The organism is Serratia sp. S4, from assembly GCF_000347995.1.
GTDB classification, from domain to species: domain Bacteria; phylum Pseudomonadota; class Gammaproteobacteria; order Enterobacterales; family Enterobacteriaceae; genus Serratia; species Serratia quinivorans.
In genome coordinates, this window is sequence record NZ_KB661120.1 from 959,833 (window position 1) to 979,457 (window position 19,625).

General features: G+C 58.1%; 17 protein-coding genes. 6 read left to right on the forward strand and 11 right to left on the reverse strand.

What is annotated here, in order from left to right; translation table 11 throughout:
- Window positions 1-5: 5 nt before the first annotated feature.
- On the reverse strand, window positions 6-1,466 hold the full coding sequence (locus SERS4_RS0105115; RefSeq protein ID WP_017891707.1) for an NCS1 family nucleobase:cation symporter-1: 1,461 nt from the start codon (window positions 1,464-1,466) through the stop codon (window positions 6-8).
- A 166-nt stretch (window positions 1,467-1,632) separates the two neighbouring features.
- On the opposite strand from SERS4_RS0105115, the gene SERS4_RS0105120 reads away from it, so the two are divergent.
- From SERS4_RS0105120 to puuE, 3 genes are read left to right on the forward strand one after another with little or no spacing between them, the layout of a single operon-like run.
- A complete protein-coding gene (locus SERS4_RS0105120; protein WP_017891708.1) occupies window positions 1,633-2,382 on the forward strand; it encodes a GntR family transcriptional regulator in 750 nt (249 codons plus the stop codon).
- Window positions 2,379-3,122, forward strand: coding sequence for an allantoin racemase (gene hpxA / locus SERS4_RS0105125; RefSeq protein ID WP_017891709.1), 744 nt, complete (start codon window positions 2,379-2,381; stop codon window positions 3,120-3,122). Before SERS4_RS0105120 ends, hpxA begins: the two co-directional genes overlap by 4 nt.
- Window positions 3,123-3,141: 19 nt before the next feature.
- On the forward strand, window positions 3,142-4,080 hold the full coding sequence (puuE, locus tag SERS4_RS0105130) for an allantoinase PuuE (protein ID WP_017891710.1): 939 nt from the start codon (window positions 3,142-3,144) through the stop codon (window positions 4,078-4,080).
- A gap of 27 nt (window positions 4,081-4,107) precedes the next feature.
- Here puuE and SERS4_RS0105135 read toward each other — a convergent pair whose 3' ends face one another.
- The 6 genes from SERS4_RS0105135 to SERS4_RS0105160 all read right to left on the reverse strand — a co-directional run bounded on the left by SERS4_RS0105135 (window position 4,108) and on the right by SERS4_RS0105160 (window position 12,760).
- Window positions 4,108-4,437, reverse strand: a complete 330-nt coding sequence (locus tag SERS4_RS0105135; RefSeq protein ID WP_017891711.1) for a helix-turn-helix domain-containing protein — start codon at window positions 4,435-4,437, stop codon at window positions 4,108-4,110.
- A 161-nt stretch (window positions 4,438-4,598) separates the two neighbouring features.
- Window positions 4,599-6,836, reverse strand: coding sequence for a TonB-dependent siderophore receptor (locus tag SERS4_RS0105140; protein WP_017891712.1), 2,238 nt, complete (start codon window positions 6,834-6,836; stop codon window positions 4,599-4,601).
- Window positions 6,837-6,997: 161 nt separating this feature from the next.
- The gene (locus SERS4_RS0105145; RefSeq protein WP_017891713.1) at window positions 6,998-8,326 is read right to left on the reverse strand and encodes a lysine N(6)-hydroxylase/L-ornithine N(5)-oxygenase family protein; all 1,329 of its coding nucleotides are present in this window, start codon (window positions 8,324-8,326) and stop codon (window positions 6,998-7,000) included.
- Window positions 8,323-10,071 (reverse strand): IucA/IucC family siderophore biosynthesis protein, encoded by a 1,749-nt coding sequence (gene iucC / locus SERS4_RS0105150; RefSeq protein ID WP_017891714.1) that lies wholly within the window; start codon window positions 10,069-10,071, stop codon window positions 8,323-8,325. The genes SERS4_RS0105145 and iucC overlap by 4 nt, the downstream gene beginning before the upstream one ends.
- Entirely contained in the window at window positions 10,068-11,018 is a 951-nt protein-coding gene (locus tag SERS4_RS0105155) for a GNAT family N-acetyltransferase (RefSeq protein ID WP_017891715.1), read from the reverse strand. The genes iucC and SERS4_RS0105155 overlap by 4 nt, the downstream gene beginning before the upstream one ends.
- Complete coding sequence (locus tag SERS4_RS0105160; RefSeq protein ID WP_017891716.1) at window positions 11,015-12,760, reverse strand: IucA/IucC family siderophore biosynthesis protein; 1,746 nt, start codon at window positions 12,758-12,760, stop codon at window positions 11,015-11,017. Before SERS4_RS0105160 ends, SERS4_RS0105155 begins: the two co-directional genes overlap by 4 nt.
- Before the next feature lie 137 nt (window positions 12,761-12,897).
- Here SERS4_RS0105160 and SERS4_RS0105165 point away from each other — a divergent pair, with 137 nt between their 5' ends.
- Window positions 12,898-14,121, forward strand: coding sequence for an MFS transporter (locus SERS4_RS0105165; protein ID WP_026142216.1), 1,224 nt, complete (start codon window positions 12,898-12,900; stop codon window positions 14,119-14,121).
- Between the two features lie 5 nt (window positions 14,122-14,126).
- On the forward strand, window positions 14,127-15,011 hold the full coding sequence (locus SERS4_RS0105170) for a siderophore-interacting protein (protein ID WP_017891718.1): 885 nt from the start codon (window positions 14,127-14,129) through the stop codon (window positions 15,009-15,011).
- 31 nt (window positions 15,012-15,042) lie between these two features.
- On the opposite strand, the gene hpxZ is transcribed toward SERS4_RS0105170, so the two are convergent.
- The 4 genes from hpxZ to SERS4_RS0105190 are packed head-to-tail and all read right to left on the reverse strand — an operon-like array spanning window position 15,043 to window position 18,630.
- On the reverse strand, window positions 15,043-15,426 hold the full coding sequence (gene hpxZ, locus SERS4_RS0105175; RefSeq protein WP_017891719.1) for an oxalurate catabolism protein HpxZ: 384 nt from the start codon (window positions 15,424-15,426) through the stop codon (window positions 15,043-15,045).
- A gap of 3 nt (window positions 15,427-15,429) precedes the next feature.
- The gene (locus SERS4_RS0105180) at window positions 15,430-16,830 is read right to left on the reverse strand and encodes an AtzE family amidohydrolase (protein ID WP_017891720.1); all 1,401 of its coding nucleotides are present in this window, start codon (window positions 16,828-16,830) and stop codon (window positions 15,430-15,432) included.
- Window positions 16,827-17,018 carry an oxalurate catabolism protein HpxX gene (gene hpxX, locus SERS4_RS0105185; protein ID WP_017891721.1) on the reverse strand — a complete coding sequence of 64 codons (192 nt, stop codon included), beginning with the start codon at window positions 17,016-17,018 and terminating at the stop codon, window positions 16,827-16,829. The genes SERS4_RS0105180 and hpxX overlap by 4 nt, the downstream gene beginning before the upstream one ends.
- Window positions 17,019-17,043: 25 nt before the next feature.
- Window positions 17,044-18,630, reverse strand: coding sequence for a gamma-glutamyltransferase family protein (locus tag SERS4_RS0105190; protein ID WP_026142217.1), 1,587 nt, complete (start codon window positions 18,628-18,630; stop codon window positions 17,044-17,046).
- A 145-nt stretch (window positions 18,631-18,775) separates the two neighbouring features.
- On the opposite strand from SERS4_RS0105190, the gene SERS4_RS0105195 reads away from it, so the two are divergent.
- Window positions 18,776-19,615 (forward strand): MurR/RpiR family transcriptional regulator, encoded by an 840-nt coding sequence (locus SERS4_RS0105195; protein WP_017891723.1) that lies wholly within the window; start codon window positions 18,776-18,778, stop codon window positions 19,613-19,615.
- Window positions 19,616-19,625: the final 10 nt, after the last annotated feature.

Sequence of the window (19,625 nt, forward strand, 5' to 3'; positions counted from 1 at the left end):
TGTTTTTAATCTTTGCTTAATTCCGCCTTGGCAAAGGTTACCGCCTGATTGGCTGCCCATTCGCGACGGGCAATGATCCGATAACATCCCCCACCCAGTGCCGCCCCGATAAACCAACTGAAGTTCGCCACCTGATGCAGACTTGGCGTAAAACTGATCGCCAACCCGATCACCACTGACGGCACCAGCGCCCAAATCGCATTCGGATTGAACCCATTCTTGTACCAGTAACGGCCGTTTGGTGTGGCGTTATACAAATCGTCGACGTGCAATTCACCGCGCTTGATGATGTAAAAGTCGACCAACAGAATACCGAACAGCGGGCCGATAAAGGCAGCCAATACGTCCAGCGTGTAATGAATCAGTTCAGGTGACTGGAACAGGTTCCACGGTGTCAGCAGGAATGAGCCGACGGCGGCGATCATCCCGCCGGTGCGGAAGCTGATCTTCTGCGGCGAGCAGTTGGAAAAGTCAAACGCCGGTGAGACAAAGTTGGCCACAATATTGATGCCGATAGTGGCGACAATCATGGTTAGCAAACCCAGGGCGACGGCAATATCGCTGTCGAGACGGGTAACGGTTTCGATCGGGTCGGTGATCAGTTGCCCAAACAGCGGAAGCGTGCCGGAAACGATCACCACGGTCACTAATGAGAACAGCAGATAGTTGAACGGCAAGCCCCAACGGTTACCGCGCTGCACTTCGGCAAAGCTTTTGCCGTAGCGGGTAAAGTCGCCGAAGTTAAGCAGCGGGCCGGAGAAGTAGGACACCACCAGCGCGGTCGCGGTCAGCATCAGCCAGCCCTGTTCGCCGGCGCTCAGGTTTTTGCTCGACAGCGTGAGGGAAAGGTTGGAGAAACCGACGCGATAAACAATCCAGCCCGCCAGCGCAAACATCACCAGGTAAACCGCCGGTCCGGCGATATCGATAAAACGCTTGATTGCCTGCATACCGTGCCAAAACACCATCGCCTGCAACAGCCACATGGTGATGTAACAACCCCAGCCAAGCTGCGACAGCCCGAGGAAATGCGGCTGGGTCATCGGTTCCAGCGACGGGAAGAATTTCAGCAGCGTCAGCATCAACGCGTTGGAGGCCAGATAGGTTTGGATGCCGTACCAGGCGAAGGCGATCATGCCGCGGATCACCGCCGGAATATTGGCGCCGAACACGCCAAACGCCTGACGGCTTAATACGGCGTAGGGCACGCCGCCGAGTTGGCTGGGCTTAGCCACCAGGTTTGCGCAAAACTGCACGATGCAAATCCCTACCAGCAGACAAATCAAAACCTGCCAACTCGACAGGCCGAGGGCGAAAAAGCTGGCGGCCACCACATAGCCGCCCATGCTGTGTACATCGGACATCCAGAAAGAAAATATGTTGTACCAGCTCCAGTTCTGGTCACGCGTGGGCGCCAGATCGTCGTTGCACAGCTTGGGACTGTAGTTTTCATTAGGGTTTGGCATAAATCGTGCTCCTCTCAAGAACGTCACCCGGATGTTGTTATCTGTTTTTTGGCAAAGATTGCTGAGAGGGCATTTGCAGGATCCAGGCCAGACTGCTCTTTTTTGTATACAAAATATCTAATTCTTGTATACGATTTGACGATTAAAGGGGACGGGGAGCAGAAAAATGATCGGTACAGCGATCGACACCAACGCCGTGTGGCATGGGCACCAGGCCAGTTATTTCATTGAAGATAAAGACGATTGCATTTACAACTCGCTGGTGAAAGCCATCGTTGAACATCGGTTGCTGCCCGGCAGCAAATTGCCGGAAGAAGCGTTGGCGGAGACTTTTGGCGTCAGCCGAACCGGCATCCGGCGGGTGCTGCAGCGCCTTGCCGCAGTGCAACTGGTCACTCAACTGCCCAAACGTGGTGCACAGGTCGCCACGCCGGGACAGGACGAAGCGGCGAATGTTTTCCAGACGAGAAAAATGCTGGAGTGCGCCAACCTGCCGCAGGTGGTTACCCACTGCAAAGAAGAGCATTTGCTGGCGATGGCAGAGCTAGTGGCGCAGGAACAGCAGGCGCACCGCGATCAGGACGGCGCGGCGGCGATCCGCCTGTCCGCCGCGTTTCACGTTCAATTGCAAGCGATCGCCGGTAATCAGGTGCTGACCGAGATGGTTTCGCTGCTCACATTGCGTTCATCGTTGGTGATAGCCGTTTACGGCTCGCCCTGGCAGCAGGGTTGTCGTTGCCACGACCACGGTGATCTGCTGGGGCTGTTGCGCGACAAAGACAGTGTGGCGCTGGCGGATCATATGGCCCGCCATTTTGACGACATCGTGGCCAACCTGCGGTTTGATCATAGTGCAAATGAAACGCCGGATTTTGCCCGGATATTTGCCGAATCCGGCTCGAGGGAACCGCTATGACCGCTGGCTGCATCATTCAGGTCATCAATCCGAATACCAGCCGGGCAATGACGGAAACCATTGCTGCCGCTGCCCGTTCGGTGGCCGCGCCGGGTACCAAGATCCTGGCGGTTTGCCCACAGGAAGGGGTGCCGTCAATAGAAGGGCATTTTGACGAAGCCATTGCTGCGATCGGCGTATTGCAGCAGGTGAAGTTGGGCCGAGAAGCGGGGGTCAGCGGCCATGTCATCGCCTGTTTCGGCGATCCGGGCCTGCTGGCGGCGCGGGAGTTGGCAAACCGGCCGGTGATTGGCATCGCCGAGGCGGCAATGCATATGGCGACGCTGGTGGCGACGCGTTTTTCCATCGTCACCACGCTGCCGCGTACGTTGGTTATCGCACGACATTTACTGCATCAATATGGTTTTGAGCGACACTGCGCCGCGTTGCATGCGATCGACCTGCCGGTGTTGGCGCTGGAGGACGGCAGCGGTCTGGCGCAACAAAAGGTACGTGAACAGTGCATCCAGGCAAAACAACAGGACGGCAGCGGGGCGATTGTGCTCGGTTGTGGCGGCATGGCGGATTTGGCGCGTGAACTGACGCTGGAGCTGGGGATCCCGGTGATCGACGGTGTCAGCGCCGCGGTGAAAATGATCGAGTCGTTGAATGCCCTTGGTCTGAGCACCAGCAAACACGGCGATCTGGACTTTCCGCGGGCAAAACCCTTGTCCGGTATGTTTGGCAGTTTTAGCGGGTAATCAGTAAAGGGAAACAGCGATGGGTGAGTTCCAGTTCAATCAAGATTATCCCCGAGATTTAATCGGCTACGGTGGCCGTCCGCCGCACGCAGGTTGGCTTGGTCAGGCGCGAATCGCGGTGCAGTTTGTTCTCAATTACGAAGAGGGCGCGGAAAATAACGTGCTGCACGGCGACGCCGGTTCTGAACAATTTCTTTCCGATATCATTGGTGCTGCCAGTTATCCCGAACGCCATATGTCGATGGATTCCTTGTACGAATATGGTTCACGTGCTGGTTTCTGGCGCATTCATCATGAGTTTCAGCGCCGTGGTCTGCCGTTGACGGTGTTTGGCGTGGCAATGGCACTAGCGCGTAATCCGTTGGTGGTTGAAGCGATTAAAAACGCCGATTACGACGTAGTCAGCCACGGTTGGCGCTGGATCCACTATCAACATATGGATGAAGCGACCGAACGGCAGCATATGCAGCAGGCCATCACAGTACTGCGCGATCTGTTCGGCAAGGCGCCGCTCGGCTGGTATACCGGTCGCGATAGCCCGAATACTCGTCGGTTGGTGGTGGAACAAGGGGGTTTACTGTACGACAGCGACTATTACGGTGACGACCTGCCGTTCTGGACCGAGGTGCAGTGCGCCAATGGTGAGAAGAAACCGCATTTGATCGTGCCTTATACGCTAGAGGCTAACGACATGCGTTTCGCTTCGCCGCAGGGGTTTAACACCGGCGAGCAGTTCTTTACCTATCTTAAAGACAGTTTTGACGTGCTGTACGCCGAAGGGGCAGAGTCGCCGAAGATGCTGTCGATCGGCATGCATTGTCGCTTGCTGGGGCGTCCTGGCAAGTTTCGCGCATTGCAGCGCTTTCTGGATTATATCGAGCAACACGATCGGGTTTGGGTATGCCGGCGGCAGGATATCGCTGAGCACTGGGTAGCGCAGCACCCGTTCAAGAAATGAAAAAAGGGCCGAAGTGGCCCTGGATTTTCATGCCACCGAAAGGGTTCGATGACCAACGGGATCCTGGCTCGGCCTGACGATAATTTCAATGTCATAGCCAAGGCGGTTGAGGCAATCCATCAGCTTTTTTTCCGACATATTGAAAAACTTACCGTTATACAGCGCGGAGACGCGTGCCTGCGGCAGGTTCATACGTTTGCCGGCTTCAGCCTGATTGAGGCCTAATTGTTTGATGGTATTGATGATCTGGATAGCGAGATCGGCTTTAAGTCGCAGATTGTCGGCATCAGGCAGATTTAAATCGGCAAAAATGTTATCCGAGCCGAGCTCAAAATCATTTTCGTCAAACTTTGCCATTTTTCATGTCCTCATAAACCTGTTTGGCTCTATTAAGGCGAGACTTGATGAGTTCAATATCCGCTTTGGGTGTCGCCACGCCTGTTTTGGATTATTACACAACTGATATAAAGCGGCAATGTGGGAAGGAAGATAGGGCGGAGTGACCTCCGCCCGAAGGATCAGAACAGTACGGAGTAGTTCAGACCAAAGGTGCGGCCACGGCCTTTATAGCTGTAAAGCTCTGGTGAGCCGTAGGTTGGGCTATAAAGGATCGGTGCGCGCTGGCCCCAGACGGTGGTGTATTCCTTGTCCAGCAGGTTCTCTACGCTAAAGCTGAGTTTACCCACCGGCAGGGCATAGCTGCCGAGGAAATCGATGGTGTTGTAGCCATCAATTTTGCGGCCCTGAGTGGAGCCGACCTTGGTGTAATCACCGTCATCCGAGACGTCGAAGCTCTGCTGTGACTGCAGGCGCAGGTTCCAGTCGCCCGGTGCCCAGCCGACATAGGCGGTGACTTTCGATGGGCTGGCCGTGTCCACCAACAGTTTTTTCCACTCGCCGTTGACCTTGGTCTCGGATCGAATGAAGTTGAAGTTGGTGCCCGCGCTCCAGTCACTGTCTTCGAAGAAGTAATCGACCGCGCCTTCCACCCCGTAGATACGACGCTTATCCGAATTGACGTTGATGGTCATATCGGTTTTGTTGATCGAAATGCTCTTATCAGACAGCGAGTAGTAGCCGGCGATCTGCGTACGCAGGTTGTCACCGGTATAGCGCCAGCCGAGCTCATAAGAGTTAACCTTAATGCCTTCCAGCTTGGAATCGCCGACGTTGACGCTTTTGTTCAACTGATAGTGGCCGTTGTTCAGCGAATAAGTGCCGTTGCCGTAATATTTGCCCGGATCCGGGATCTCGTAGCCCTGCGAGAAGTTGACCCAGGTCTGTTGGCGTTCGGTCAGGTGCGCCAGCAGGCCGGCGTTGAACAGGGCGTTGTTATAGTCGGTTTTCCCACCTGGGATCGCGTCCGCTGAGGTCGCGCCGCCGGTGGCGATGGCCTGCTGTTGGTTATAGCCAACAAAGTCATCAATCTTGTTTTCAGTGTACTGATAACGCACACCGCCGCTAAGGGTAAAGATAGGGTTGATATCGTAACTGGCCTGCATGAAGGTGGCCAGATTGCTGGTGGTGTAGCCTGGGTAACGCCCGGTGTTATAGGCGTTTTGCAAGTCCATGCCGCCGGACTGTTGCGCCTTGGCCAGATCGAAGAACTGCTGGTTGGAATTGAAAGTTTCATGCTCGGCGTCGATGCCGTAGGTCAGCGTCAGGGCGTCGATCGGTTTGCTGTTCAGCGTCAGCTTGCCGCCGTAAAAATCGGTTTTCTGCTGCGAGGCACCGATGCTGCTGACGTAGTAGTCCGGCGCTTTGCCCGCCAGCGTCGGGAACGGATAGAAGGTCAGCGACTCATCGCGATAATAAACCTGCGCCACCAGATCCTGCCCGAGGAAATCGGTGTTGGAGTATTGCAGGTTGATCAGGTGACGTTCAGTGCCAGGAATTCGATCCGAATTCAGGTTGCCGCTGTTATAAGCTTTGGCGCTGCCGGTCACCGCGGAGAAATTCTCCCCCAGGAACAGGCCGTGGTCGCCGTCGGACTGGCTTTTGTAATACTGGGTGGTCAGTTGCAGCTGCTGGTGATCGTCGATATTAATGGTGCCGGTACCCATCACGTCGAGGCGATCGGAATATTGCAGGCCAGTCTGGGTATTGTCGATCAAGACTTCATTGCCCTTGCCGTCGTACCAGCCGCCGTAGCGCTGGTAAGAGACCGACAGGCGGCCCGAGGCATTATCGTTGCCGCCGCTGACCGCCGCCGCCACGTTTTCGTCGTGGTCGTTATGGCCGCCAAAGCCGGTTTTGCCGCCGATCTGCAGCTCAACCTGCTGCTCTTTCTGGCCTTTTTTGGTGACGATGTTGATCAAACCGCCGGTGCTGCCGCCGCCGTACAGCGAGGTGGCACCGGAGATCACTTCAATGTGGTCGATATTAAACGGGTCGATCGAATCCAACTGGCGGCTGTCGCTGCGTGAAGAGTTCAAACGCACGCCGTCGATCATCACCATCATTGAACGGCCACGCAGGTTCATGCCGTAGTTGGTTCGGCCCTGACCGCTGACGTCCATCCCCGGGATCAACTGTGCCAGCATGTCCTTGATCTCTTTGCCGCCCTGTACCTGTTGCTCAATTTCCTGGCTCTCAATCACCCAGGTGGTCTGCGCCATTTCTGCTACGGTACGGTGCGCACGGCTGGCGGAAACCACCATTTGCTCTTCGCTTTTTTGTTCTTCTGCCCAGGCTGCTGCTGGTGCGATCATCGCCAGCAGACAAGGATTTAATACCCAGAGGTGTTTGCGCTTCATCATTATTAACCTGTGTTTCCCATCATTGGTGTGTATACCCGTCATCTTTCAAGCTGCAGCGTTGTTACCTGCACTAACTCACCCCAGTTACTTACTAAAGTAAGCGCCTAGGGATGAGTTAGCTGGCCGCCTAGCTGCAACTTGAAAGCTATAAGGTAGAGTTAAAACTCGGTGTAATTGAGCATGGCGTGTGTCGCTCGGGCTGGGGTGCCCGGTTGCTGGCTGCGCCATTGGATCACCGCCGGGGTGGACGTTAAATCGAACTGGTCGCGTCCTAAAGCCCGGTTGAGAATACGAGCCGAACGCCAGGCCATCAGGCTGAGCTGGGGTTCGGCGATGCCGTGACTGTGCATACCGGCGTTCACCGCAAACAGGCAATTTTCGCTGGGGCCTTGCCACTCCAGGGTGAAGTCGGGGGCTACGCGGTACTGGTCATCGGCGGTGGTTAACAGACGGTCCGCCAGCGGTTCAAGGAACGCCGGACGATCCTGCTGATAGCCGGTGGCGAAGATCACCACATCGGTATCGAAGGTTTCTTTGCCCTGATCGAGATGATGGTGGGTCACTAACTGCCAGCCGTTGCCTGCGGCCTGGATCGCCGCCAGCGAGCGGCTGGGTAACAGGTGCGCCCAGGGCTTTTCGCGCAGCACTTCAAACTGGTGGTACATCGCCCGGTAAATCGCTAACAGCGAGTCGCTGGTGATGCCGTCAGAGGTCATCTTCTGCTCGGTCAGCATGCGCTGTTTGGCGCTGTCGTTCAGGCCATAGAAACTGTCAACGTAGTCCGGGGTGAAGTACTCGTTGGCGAAAGCGGCTTCATCCAGGGCGTTATAGTTGTTGCGACGCGAGATCCAGTTCAACTGCGCCGGCTGGCCCCACTCGGCGCGGAAGATGTTCAGGAACAGATCGGCACCGCTCTGGCCGCCGCCGACGATGGTGACGCGCTTGCCGGTCAGATCCGGGTTACGCAACGTCATCTCGCTGGCATGGAAGCAGCGATCGTTTTGTTCGGTAACGCAGCCCGGCAGCTTGATGCGTTTACCGATGCCCAGACAGACGTGGCGTGCCCGATAGGTGGCGCGCTGGGTGGTGACGACAAATTGCCGCTGCTGGTCGTCAAAATCCACGCTTTGAATGTCCTGGCTAAACTCGAGCGACTTCAGGCCATTGGCGGCCCAGTCGAGGTAGTCGGCAAACTCTTCGCGCGACACCGTGCGCAGCTCGGTGGTCAGGAAACGGTAAAATTTCTTCCGTTTCACCAGATAGTTAATAAAGCTGTAGGGATTGGTCGGCGATACCGCGCTGACCAGATCCTTGAGGAAACTGGTCTGCATATGGCAATCCGGCACCATCATGCCGGGGTGCCAGGAAAAGTGCGGTTTGCGCTCGAGAAATTTACTGTTAAAACCGGCAACTTCACTGCCGAGAGCGGCAATGCTGAGGTTGAACGGACCTACGCCAATGCCGATGAAATCCAGGGGCTGATTCATTGGGCAAACTCCTTGGTGACCAGGTAAAGAGGGTTATCCAGATCCTGCAGATAGTTTGGCAACATACGGCTGCCGCCATCCTGCTCCGAGTAGGTGAGTTTCACCGGGTTGAGCACTACGCGAATGATTTGTGGTTTAAACAGATCAAACAGGGCAAAACGTTCCGCCATCTCCGGGTGCCGTGCCATATAGCCTTCCAGCACCTGCGCCAGCAGCTGATAGAAACGGGCTTCACTGACTCCGCAGGCCTGCATCAGCGGTGAGATAAAGCGCAACACGGTGACGAAATGCCCGGTTTGCAAGTCATGGATCAGGTAATCGGCGGAGAGACGCACGGTGACGTCTTTCACCACTGTTGGCAGCGTCGCCGCTTCGGGGAAGTCCTTATCCACCAGGCGCATATCTCCCTGGAAGTCTTTAAGCAGCACGCGTTGCGGCACGTGGTCTTTCATCACCAGCGTGATGTTCTGCCCGTGGGCGATCAGCGCCACGCCGTAGCGGCACATCAGGTGATACATCGGCAACACCACCACGCTGAACATCTGTTGCAGCCAGGCTTCAGCGCTCAGGCCGGAACGAGCAATATAAGCGGCGATCAGCGGCTGGCCATGGTTGTCGGTTTCCATCAGCGTCGCCATCAAAATGGCTTGCTCACCCTCCTGCAGATAGCAAGAAGGGTTCTCACGCCAGATCACGCCAAGCATTTCCTGATAGCGGTAGGGGGCTTTGGCCAGGGATGCGTAGGTTGGGTGGGTCATATAACCCGCCGCCGGTTCACCCAGTATTTCGGCGCCGCTGGCGCGCAGCGTGCTGTCTTCGGAAAAGATCTGCTGCAGCCAGCGGGAAGCGGCCGGTCCGGCGCTGATGTACTTGCCCGGAATACCGCGATAACACGAGGTGTTGTAAATGGTCAGCGGTAGCTTGATGTCGAAGGCGGAGCGGCGGCTGATATTGGTCAGGGTACGCAACGATTGCTGTGCCAAATAGTTGTCACCAAATTCCCCCAACTCCACCAGTTCACCTTCGGCCAACTGCGGCAGGAAGTGCAGCGCGATCTTTTGCTGCCACTGCCACGGATGCAGGGGCACCGGGATCCAGTCATGGGTCAGTTTCAGCTCGCGCCAGCGGTGGTCGAAGCGCTGGCGTTCGGCGCTGTCCATGGCGCTATCGAGCAACTGGGTCAGCGGATATGCTTCATCAGCACACCAGACGAAGCTACCACGCTTGGCCGCCACCCAGTGCAGGCGGAACTGGCTCTGGTATTCCGGGGCATACTGTTGCAGCGCGGTCAGGCCCCAACCACGACGACCTTTATTAAAGATAAACTTGGGATGTCCGGCCAGCAGGCATTGCAGTGCATCGGCGTCCAGTGCGATCAGATCCTGCGCACTCATACCGTGACGGGCAGACAGCAACTGCATATCGCCGCGCAACGTGGCGTACAGGTCTTCCAGATGTTCTGCGACCTGCGCATCGTCCATCTTCAACACCTGTGCCAGCTGGCGCAGCGTTTGGTCGGCGGCTAACGGCGATTGATCGCAGGCCAGGGTAGCCGGATCGATGTGCAGCCAGCCCCAGATGCCGCGTTCGGCGCTGAAGCGGTAGTGGACGTCGCCCAGCGTAATGTGCCATTGCCCGTCGTGATGTTCGGCCTGCAGTGCGCGCTCGTATTCCAGCTCGGCGAGGATCTTGGCGATCATCTGGCGGTTAACGCGCTGCCAGTCGGCGTAATCTGGCGTCATCATACGCAGGTCTCCTGGAAGAATTCGGCACGCTGATTCACTATCAAACGCGAACGCTTATGTGGGAAATCAAACTCTTTAAGGGTGTGATAACCGGCGGCAGGCAGGTGACGGAACAGGCGTTGGTTGTCGGCACGCGGCTCGGCGACCACTCGCGTGGTGCGAGGCTCATCCAGGTACAAATAATGCGTCAGGCCGCGCAGCCAACTGCGGATGTACTGCGCACCGCGGCAGTCTTCTTCACCCACCAGCATGTGCAGCCCACGATCGAAGGGTTGCCAGCGATAGTGGCGGCCAATGCGGTCCTCCGGCGCCCAATAAACTTCGAAATAGCCGAACGGGCGATCGTCAAAGCAACCCAGCAGCGGGTAGCAGTAGCTGGAGTCCAGTTGACGCTGCAGGTAGGCGGCCTGGGTTTCGAGCGGGCCGCTCATTTCCCAGAAGGCGTCAACGCGCGGTGAATTCATCCAGCGGGTGAACTGTTCGGCGTCGCGTTCCACTTCCGGCAGGCGGAAACTGAGGGTTTTCTTCAACTGCGGATCGTAGCGGCGGTACACCTCACCGTTGGGACGAGCCGGGCGCTGCGGGTACCACAGGCTGCGTTCGGCGTCATACTGCATCTGGCCGGAGGCGCGGTTGCGTTCAGCCATCAGCCACAGCGGCAATTGATAAAAGGTTTCGCGTGCCAGATAGTCACCGCTAGCCAACGCGAACAGCACCTGCGCCTGCGGTTCTTCACGCCATTGCGCGTAAGGCAGCGTGACACCGCTGAGCTGCGGCGCGGCCACCAGTAACTGGTCTAACGCTTGAACCAGCCAGCCCTGTGGCAGTGGGCCCGGGTAGTGCAGCACGGCGCTACCGTCGAGACCGAGGCCAAGCTGCAACTCCCGTTCCAGCCGTTCGCAGCGAAAACCGCTGCCGGCATGCATCAGTTTGGCGTGCGGCATCATTGGGCGGCTCCCTGGCGCAGCGGGTTAACGAAATCAAAGTAAATCACCGCCGGATCAACGATGGTGTTTTCGTTATGATCGTGCAGGTAACAGAAGAAGTTGCCTTTACAGTTCCAGTGGCTGCTGTCGAGCACGTAGTCCAGGCACAGAGTGTTTTTGGCGTTGGCGCGCAGGCCGCTCAGTGCGTCGCGTACCCGGGCCATCAATGCCTCTTCGCTGTCGAAACCGGCCGCAGCCAGTGCGGCGGTGACGGCCAGGCTGGAGTTCACCAGCAGGTAGTAAGGGAAGTAGCGCAGCAACTGTTGCTCGCTGAAGCGGTTTTCCGCATCGGCTTCGCCAATTTCTTCCAGCCAGGGGCCGGCGTCACGGGTAAAACCACTGCCCTGACAGTCGCGATACAGCATGCCGATCGGCAGGTCCTGCTGCATCTCTACCAGAATGTTTTGCTGGTGAGCCAGCAGCACCAGCCCGTAATCGGCTTCGGTACTGAACAGCGGCAGCAACACCTGTTGGCAGTAGGCATCCAGCCAGGTGTGGGCGGCTTGTCGCAACGGCAGATTCAGGCGGCTGGCCAAACGGCGTACCGCCGCAGCCAGCAGGCTGTCGCCGCCATCCGGCGCGGCCTGGGTCAGCGTCACCAACACGTTGGTCTGGTTTTGCGGCTGGTCGAACAGCAGGTTATCGCGCAGCGCCATCAGGCTTTCTTCCTGGACGGTGCCGTCTGCCGAACGAAGACCGGCCCAGCCGTCTTCCTGCATTACGCGGAAGGTCGGATAGCGCGCCTGCAACTGTTGCCAGCGCGGGGTTTGCGCCAGACGCGCCAGGCGGATCCCGCGCTTCACTTCTTTTACCGACAGGGTGCGCACCGAGTTGGTCAGGCGCACGCTGAGGGAGAATTTGATCATGTCACGGTTACTGGCGCTGTAAAGCGAGCGCGAAGAACTGGTAGGCAGCCAGCGTTCGCCGGCTTCGCCCAGATCCTGCAGCAGTCCCTGGGCCACCAGATCCTGGCACCAGCTCTGTGTCAGCAAATGGTCGGCCTGCCACGGATGCATCGGTAGCAGCCAGACGTTATCGCTAAAGTGTGCCAACAGCTGTGGGGCACTTTCGGCGGCAAAACGTTGCAGGCGCTGCTGCAGCGTCAGATTCAGGCTGTCGCCGCACAGTTGGCGTTTATCGACGGCAAACCAACGCAGCGGGAAGCTGGCGGCAAAATCTGGCAGATAGCGGTGCGCCTGCTGATGGTTGAATGGCTCATGAGACTTCGGTGCCGGGTGAAAGGCGTGACCGACCAGCAGCCCCTGTTCCGCCTGGGCGAAGTTCAGCGGCTTGTCGCGCAGCGCAGGCCAGTCCAGACGAATATTGATCGCCTGCTGGGTATTTTCATGACTTTCCAGTACACGCTGGCGGAAACGGGCCACCACGTCATCGGACAATTCGCCTTTCACCGCCGGTTTTTCCAACAGCAAGGAGATAAGCTGTTCCACGCTCAGCGCAACCCCTGCACCGTCATCCTGCTGATACAGATAAGCGGGGAACAGGTACTGGTGATGATGAGTAGGGGAGGTATGGCGTAAAGCGATGCGAATAGCCTGAGAAGGCGAAAGTGGAATGTGCAGTTGCGGATACTGTTGGTGGCTGGCCGCCGGAACGATTTGCCAGTCCCGGGTTTCACGCATCAATGCGTTGAGAAAACATTGTGCAGCCACGTCGGTCGTCGCGGTTTCAAACTGGATTGTCATGATCCCATTTCACTGTTGAATCAATTGAGAATGATTCTTATATCAATAATATTTATTGTTATCAATCATCCTATGATACAATTTTTCAATGAATTGAACATAACCTTATAATTTTATTAACGGTAAATTTACGTTTGATGCATATTTCTTCTCCCCCTAAATCACCGACAATTGGGAATACGTCTCCTTCCAACTGGCCACTGGCGCTTTGTGCCGGGTTGTTGGGCATCGGGCAAAACGGCCTGCTGGTGGCATTGCCGGTATTGGTCAGCATGACTCATCTTTCGCTTTCCGTCTGGGCCGGATTACTCACGCTCGGCTCAATGCTGTTTCTGGTCGGCTCTCCGTGGTGGGGCAAGCAGTCCGAAATTCGCGGCTGCAAGTTTGTGGTCACCATGGCGTTAGCAGGGTATTTGTTCAGTTTTGCCTTGCTGGCACTGGCGGTTTGGGGGCTGGCGGCAGGCTGGCTTTCGCCGATGACGGGATTAGGTGCGCTGATCGTGGCACGGATTATCTATGGCTTGACGGTGTCCGGCATGGTGCCTGCCAGTCAGACCTGGGCCCTGCAGCGGGCCGGTTATGAGCAACGTATGTCGGCGCTGGCGACCATCAGCTCCGGGCTGAGCTGCGGGCGGCTGCTTGGACCCCTGTGCGCCGCGTTGGCGTTGTCGATTCATCCGATGGCACCGCTGTGGCTGATGGCGCTTGCGCCATTAATCGCCCTGCTGGTGATATGCCGCCAGCATAACGATCCCCCTTTGCCACCGGTGGCCCATCAGCAAAACCGACTGCGCCTCAATATGGTGCCTTATTTGTTGTGCGCGGTGCTGTTGGCGGCTTCGGTCAGCCTGATGCAACTCGGGTTGGCGCCGCATTTGAGCCGTTTATTCAGCCACTCTGCCACCAGCGTTAGCCATCATGTGGCGGTGCTGTTGAGCGTAGCGGCGGGTTGTACCCTGTTGGCACAGTTTCTGGTGGTGCGCCCACAGCGCTTTAGCGCGTCACAACTGCTGCTGCTTGCTGCGGTATTGATGGTGGTCGGATTGGGCCTGATGTGCGCTGAGCCGCTGGCGTTGTTCTATGCCGGTTGTGCGTTGGCTTCCTTTGGCGCGGCTATGGCGACACCGGGCTACCAGCTATTGTTGAATGATAAATTGTCCACCGGCAAAGGGTCGGGAGCCATCGCCACCAGCCACACGCTGGGTTACGGTCTGAGCGCGCTGATGGTGCCGGTGGTGGCCAGGTTTTATGGTGAGTCGCAGCTGATTGCGGCGGCTCTGACGATGGCGGTCCTGTTGGGCGGTATCAGCGGCTGGCTGTGGTGCCAGCACCGTGTCAGGGTAAATTCTGCGGGAGAGTAACAGCTATGTCCGGCGCATCAAGCTACAGAGTTTTTGATATCACACTGAAAGTAAAAGAAAACGTATCGCCTTCCTTACTGCGCTGCGTTTTCGAAGGACCGGACGTCCACCGCATGAAGCTGGAGGCGCCGGATCAGCGCATCAAACTGTTGTTCCCGGCCGAGAATGGCCAACTTTCCTGTCTGGAAAATAGCGACGACTGGTATCGTCATTATATGGCGATACCCAAAGAACAGCGCCCGGTGATGCGTACTTACACGCTGCGCGCATTGCGCAGTGAACAGAATCAGATGGACGTCGAGTTTGTGTTGCATGGCGTCAACGGCCCGGCTTCCGCCTGGGCGACCGAGGCCAAACCGGGTGATACCCTGCAGGTGGTTGCGCCCAATGCCGATTTTGACGGCGACAGCGGCGGTTATGAATGGGTACCGCCAAGCGCATTGCAACAGGCACTGCTGATCGCCGATGAAACTGCGGTGCCGGCGGCAGTGGGTATTTTGGAACAGCTGGCGCAGCAGGCCAATCCACCAAGAGTGCAGGCGTTCTTTGAAGTGCCGGTCGCGGGTGACTGCCTGAATATGGATCGCTTCCCGTTTGCCGAGGTGTATTGGTTACCGCGTGACGTGGGGCATCAGCAGATGCACGGCACCTTGCTGGTGGAATCGGTACGCCAGCGGGTGAATATTCCAGCGTCGGCGCGTACGCAGTCACAGTCGCTGACCGAAAACAGCCTGGGTGGCGACCTGCTGTGGGAACGGGCCGAAGGGGCGAAAAGCTTCTACGCCTGGGTCGCGGCGGAGTCTTCAGCGGTGAAGGCGTTGCGCCGTTACCTGATTGGCGAACGCGATTTGGACCGTTCCACCGTGAATTTTATGGCCTATTGGTGTTGAGTTAAAGGGCGCGAGGCTCGCGCCCTAAGCCTTATCCCATCAAACTCACATGCGCAGCCACAATGCGCCAGCCGCAGGGCAGTTTGACCCAGGTTTGCATCTGCCGGCCGACACTGTCGCTGCCGGGGCGACGGAATTCGGTGCTGGCGACCGCCATATCATCACCGTAGGTGGTGATAACGGTGTTTTCCAGTACGCGATCCAGCCCTTTTGATGGCCGCTGTTGGCGGAAGTCGCGGATCTGTTCAATACCGTACAAATTCTCCGTGGCACCGTAACGGACGGTGCGCCCATCGTGCCAAAACAGTTCGTCCAATACGTCAATATCATTGCCAGTCAGCGCCTGTTCGTAACGATAAAAGGCGGCGTTCACTTCTGCCAGCACTGCCGGCCGATCGATATATTCACTCTTCATTAGTTAATCCTGTTTCCCTGGTAAAACACAGGTAGCTACGCCGCGTTGTTCCAGCGCATAGGCGGCTCGCAGTGCCAGATCTTCACGCCATGGCGGTGCGATAAGCTGCAGGCCGATCGGTAGCCCCGCCGCGGTTTTCAGCGGCACCGTCACCACCGGCAGGCCGAGAAAGGAGATCGGCTGTGTCAGCATGCCCATACCGGCGCGGATCGGCAGGTCGGTGCCGTTGATACGTAGGGTTTCCTGACCAATGACCGTCGCGGCGCACGGTGTGGCCGGGGCGATCAGAATGTCCCAGTGTTCAAACAGCGGCAATACCTGCTGCTGGAAATGGGTGCGGAAACGTTGTGCCTGCAGGTACCAGGCGGAGGGCAGCATGGCCCCGGCAAGCAGCCGCTCGCGCGACAGCGGTTCAAAGCGCTCGGGTTGGCTGCGCAACTGCGGCAGATACTGGTTACCTCCCTCGGCGGCGGTGAGAATAAACGCCGCCGAACGCGCCAGTTCAACCTGGGGCAGTTCGACTTCGGCGACGGCCTCCAGCGCCTGAGCGACCTGCTGCACCGCCGCTTTGGCGTCTTCATTGCACCATTGCTGGAAATAGCCGGCCAGCACCGCGCAACGTAACCCTTGTTGGCCACGCGGCAGCAGCGACTCGGTTTGGGTGATCGGTTTTTCCGCCTGGAAGCGGTCTTCGATATCGGTGCCCTGCATCACGTCATACACCGCGGCCAGATCGCGTACCCGCCGGGCAAAGGGGCCGACATGATCCAGACTGGCGACAAACGGCTGGCTGCCGCTGCGCGACAGGCGGCCAAAGGTCGGCTTCAGCCCGAAGATGCCGCACAGCGAAGAGGGCACGCGTATTGAGCCGTTGGTATCGCTGCCGAGTGAAAATGTTACCAGCCCGGCGGCGACCGCAGCTGCTGAACCCCCAGAGGAGCCCCCGGCAATACGCGTGGTGTCGTGTGGGTTACGCGTCGCGCCGTAGTGGCTGTTTTCGGTGGTGAAACCGTAGGCATAGGCGTCCATATTCAGCATGCCGGAGAGCAGCGCGCCCTGTGCCGCCAGCCGGTTGACCACCCAGGCGTCTTGTTTGGCGGGGGGGTTATCGCAAAACAGGCTGGCACCGGCCAGGGTGGTTTCCCCGGTGACATCGAACAGATTTTTCACCGCATAAGGAATGGCCGCCAGGCTGGGTAGCGCTTGCCCTTTGGCACGGGCACGATCGAGATTGTCGGCCTCCGTCAGCATACGTTCACGGGTGATGTGGGTATAGGCGTTAAGCGAAGGGTTTTGGGTGTCGATATTGTCCAGCGTTTGCTGGGCAACCTCGCGGGCGGAAATCGCACCTTGCTGCAGGGCGGCGCGGATCTCGGCGATCGACAGTGCGCTGATTGGATTCATGCTCGATATACCCCGGCAATTTCCAGACGCTGATCGAGCGGCAGGGCCATCAGCGGCTCTGCCATTGCGGCGATGCGGTTGAATTGGATCAGCAGTTCCTGGCGGCGCACGTCATTGAGCTCCAGGGCCAGTATGTTTTCCATCTGGCTGATATAAGCCGCCCAGTCGGTGGCAGGTGGATGGTTCATGGGGATCCCCTTATTGAAAGTGCGGCTAGAAGCCGGCGGCGCTGCCGTTGCTGCGTGGATCAAAAGCGCCTTCGAGCATGCCGTTAGTATGGCGAACAATGGCGCCGGCGTGGCCGACCGCCTCGCTGAAATCCGCTAAAAGTTCTACCTCGTGGCCGCGTTGACGCAGGTAGGCCAGGGTTTCCTGACTAAAACGCCCCTCCAGTTTTAATGAGTCGGAGCTTTCGCCCCAGGTGCGGCCGAGCAGCCAGCGCGGCGCGCTGATTGCCTGTTGTAGCGGCAGCCCCTGCACCACATGGCGGATAAACACCGCTGCCTGGGTCTGCGGCTGGCCGTCACCGCCCATCGAGCCGTATACAAGGGTACGCCCGTCATACAGGCGTGCGGCTGCCGGGTTCAAGGTGTGGAAAGGTTGTTTACCCGGCGCCAATGCCAGCAGGTGCGCGGCATCCAGACTGAAAGACGCGCCACGGTTTTGCCACAGCACGCCACTTTGCGGCAGTACCACGCCGCTGCCAAATTCGTGATAGATACTTTGAATAAAGGACACCGCCAGACCGCTGCTGTCCATCACCCCCATCCACACGGTATCACCCGGCCCTTTGCCTTTGCCCCAGGGGGCGGCCTGTTCAGGATCGATGCGCCTGGCCAGCGCGTCCAGGTGTTCGGCAGTCAACAATGCCTGTGGATCCTGCGTCATTTGACGCGGATCGGTGATGAATTGGTCACGCAGGCCGAAAGCCAGTTTGGTAGCCTCGACGATGCCATGTACCACCGCGCCTTCGCTGCGGCTGGCAAGTGGCAGACGGTCGGTCAGCCCGAGGATCGCCAGTGACACCAGGCCCTGAGTCGGTGGCGTCAGGTTAAAGATCTCACCTTTCTGATGCTCCAGCCGCAGCGGCGTGCGGCGGCGCGGCCGATAATCCGCCAGATCCTGCGCAGTAAGCGGCATGCCTAGCCTGGCCATATCCGCCGCCATGCTCTCTGCCAATCGGCCGCGATAGAAGCTGTCCAACCCCTGTTCGGCCAGGGTAATCAGAGTCTCCGCCAACTGTGGCTGGCAGAAACGCTGTCCGGCGTGAGGAATTTCACCGTGCGGCAGGTAGGTGCGGGCAAAATGCTCCCGATCTGCCAGCTCATGATATTTGCTGCGGGTAGCCGCCTCCTGCGAGGCGGTGACCGGAATACCGTCTGCAGCGTAGCGAATCGCATCAGCCAGCAGGCGTGGCAACGGCAACTGCTGGCCGCCCAGTTCAGCGGAGTAATCCAGCGCTTCCTGCCAGCCCCCGACGGTACCGGCGACGGTCAGCGCGGCTTTTGGCCCCCGATGGGGAATGTGACTTTCCCCGGCGTAAAAATCCAGCGTGGCCAGCGATCCGGCTGCGCCGCTGGCGTCGATGGCCAACGGATCACCCTGCGGCGGCACGATCAGCCAGAACCCATCGCCACCCAGGCCGTTCATGTGTGGGTAGACCACGGCGATGGTAGCGGCGGCGGCGACCATGGCTTCAATCGCGTTGCCGCCTTTGCGCAGTATCGCCAGTGCGCTTTCGCTGGCGAGGTGGTGCGGCGTGACGGCCATGCCCAATGGCGCGGTGTTGCTGTTAATCATTTCTTGGCCCTTGTTTGAGGTCAGCATCTGCCTCAAACACAAGCAAGAGACGTTCCATGTTTTCCGCCAGGACAATAATCGCTTGCCAGCGGGTGGATTGGCCGTGCTATGTTCCGCTGAAACAAAGGTTACAGCAGGAGTAGCAATGCAGCAGATTGATGAACGCCTGCGCGGGGAATATCCGCAGCTCACGCCGCAGGAACAGCGGGTGGCCGATTTTATTTTCGATCACTTCGATGACCTGATCAGCTACAACAGCGCCGAGTTGGCGCGGCTGAGCGGGGTATCCAAAGCCACCGTCAGCCGCTTGTTCAAACGCCTGGGTTATCCGAGCTACCGCGCGATGCGTGACGAATTGCGCACTCTGCGCCAGAGCGGTATGCCGCTGACCGATAACCGTGACGCGGTGCAGGGCAATACCCTGTTGGCGCGCCACTACAAGCAGGAAATGGCTAACCTTACCCAGTGGGTGAACCATATTGATGCCGAGCAGTTCAACGCAGTGATTGCTGCTTTGGTGCAGGCGCGGCGGGTGGTGTTGATGGGGTTTCGCAACAGCTATCCGGTGGCGATGCACCTGCGCCAGCAGCTGATGCAGGTGCGTGAGCAGGTGTTACTGGTGCCGCAGCCGGGTCAGACACTGGCGGAAGAGCTGGTGAGTCTGTCCCCGCGAGATGTAGCTATAGTGGTGGCGTTTCGCCGCCGACCGCGCCAGGTGCGGGCGTTGTTGACGCAGTTGCAGGTTCAGCAGGTACCGACACTGCTGGTGTGTGAACCTCAGGCACAGGCGCTAATCCCGCTGGCGAACTGGCATCTGGCGGCACCGCTCGACAGCGTTTCCGCCTTTGACAGCTATTCCGCCGCCATGAGTCTGGCCAACCTGCTCAGCAATGCTCTGCTGCACGAGACGTTGGCGCAAGGGCGGCAACGAATTCACCAAATTGCCGATCTGTATATGGGGCTGGATGAGCTGGAGCAGCGCTGAGCCCAGCGCC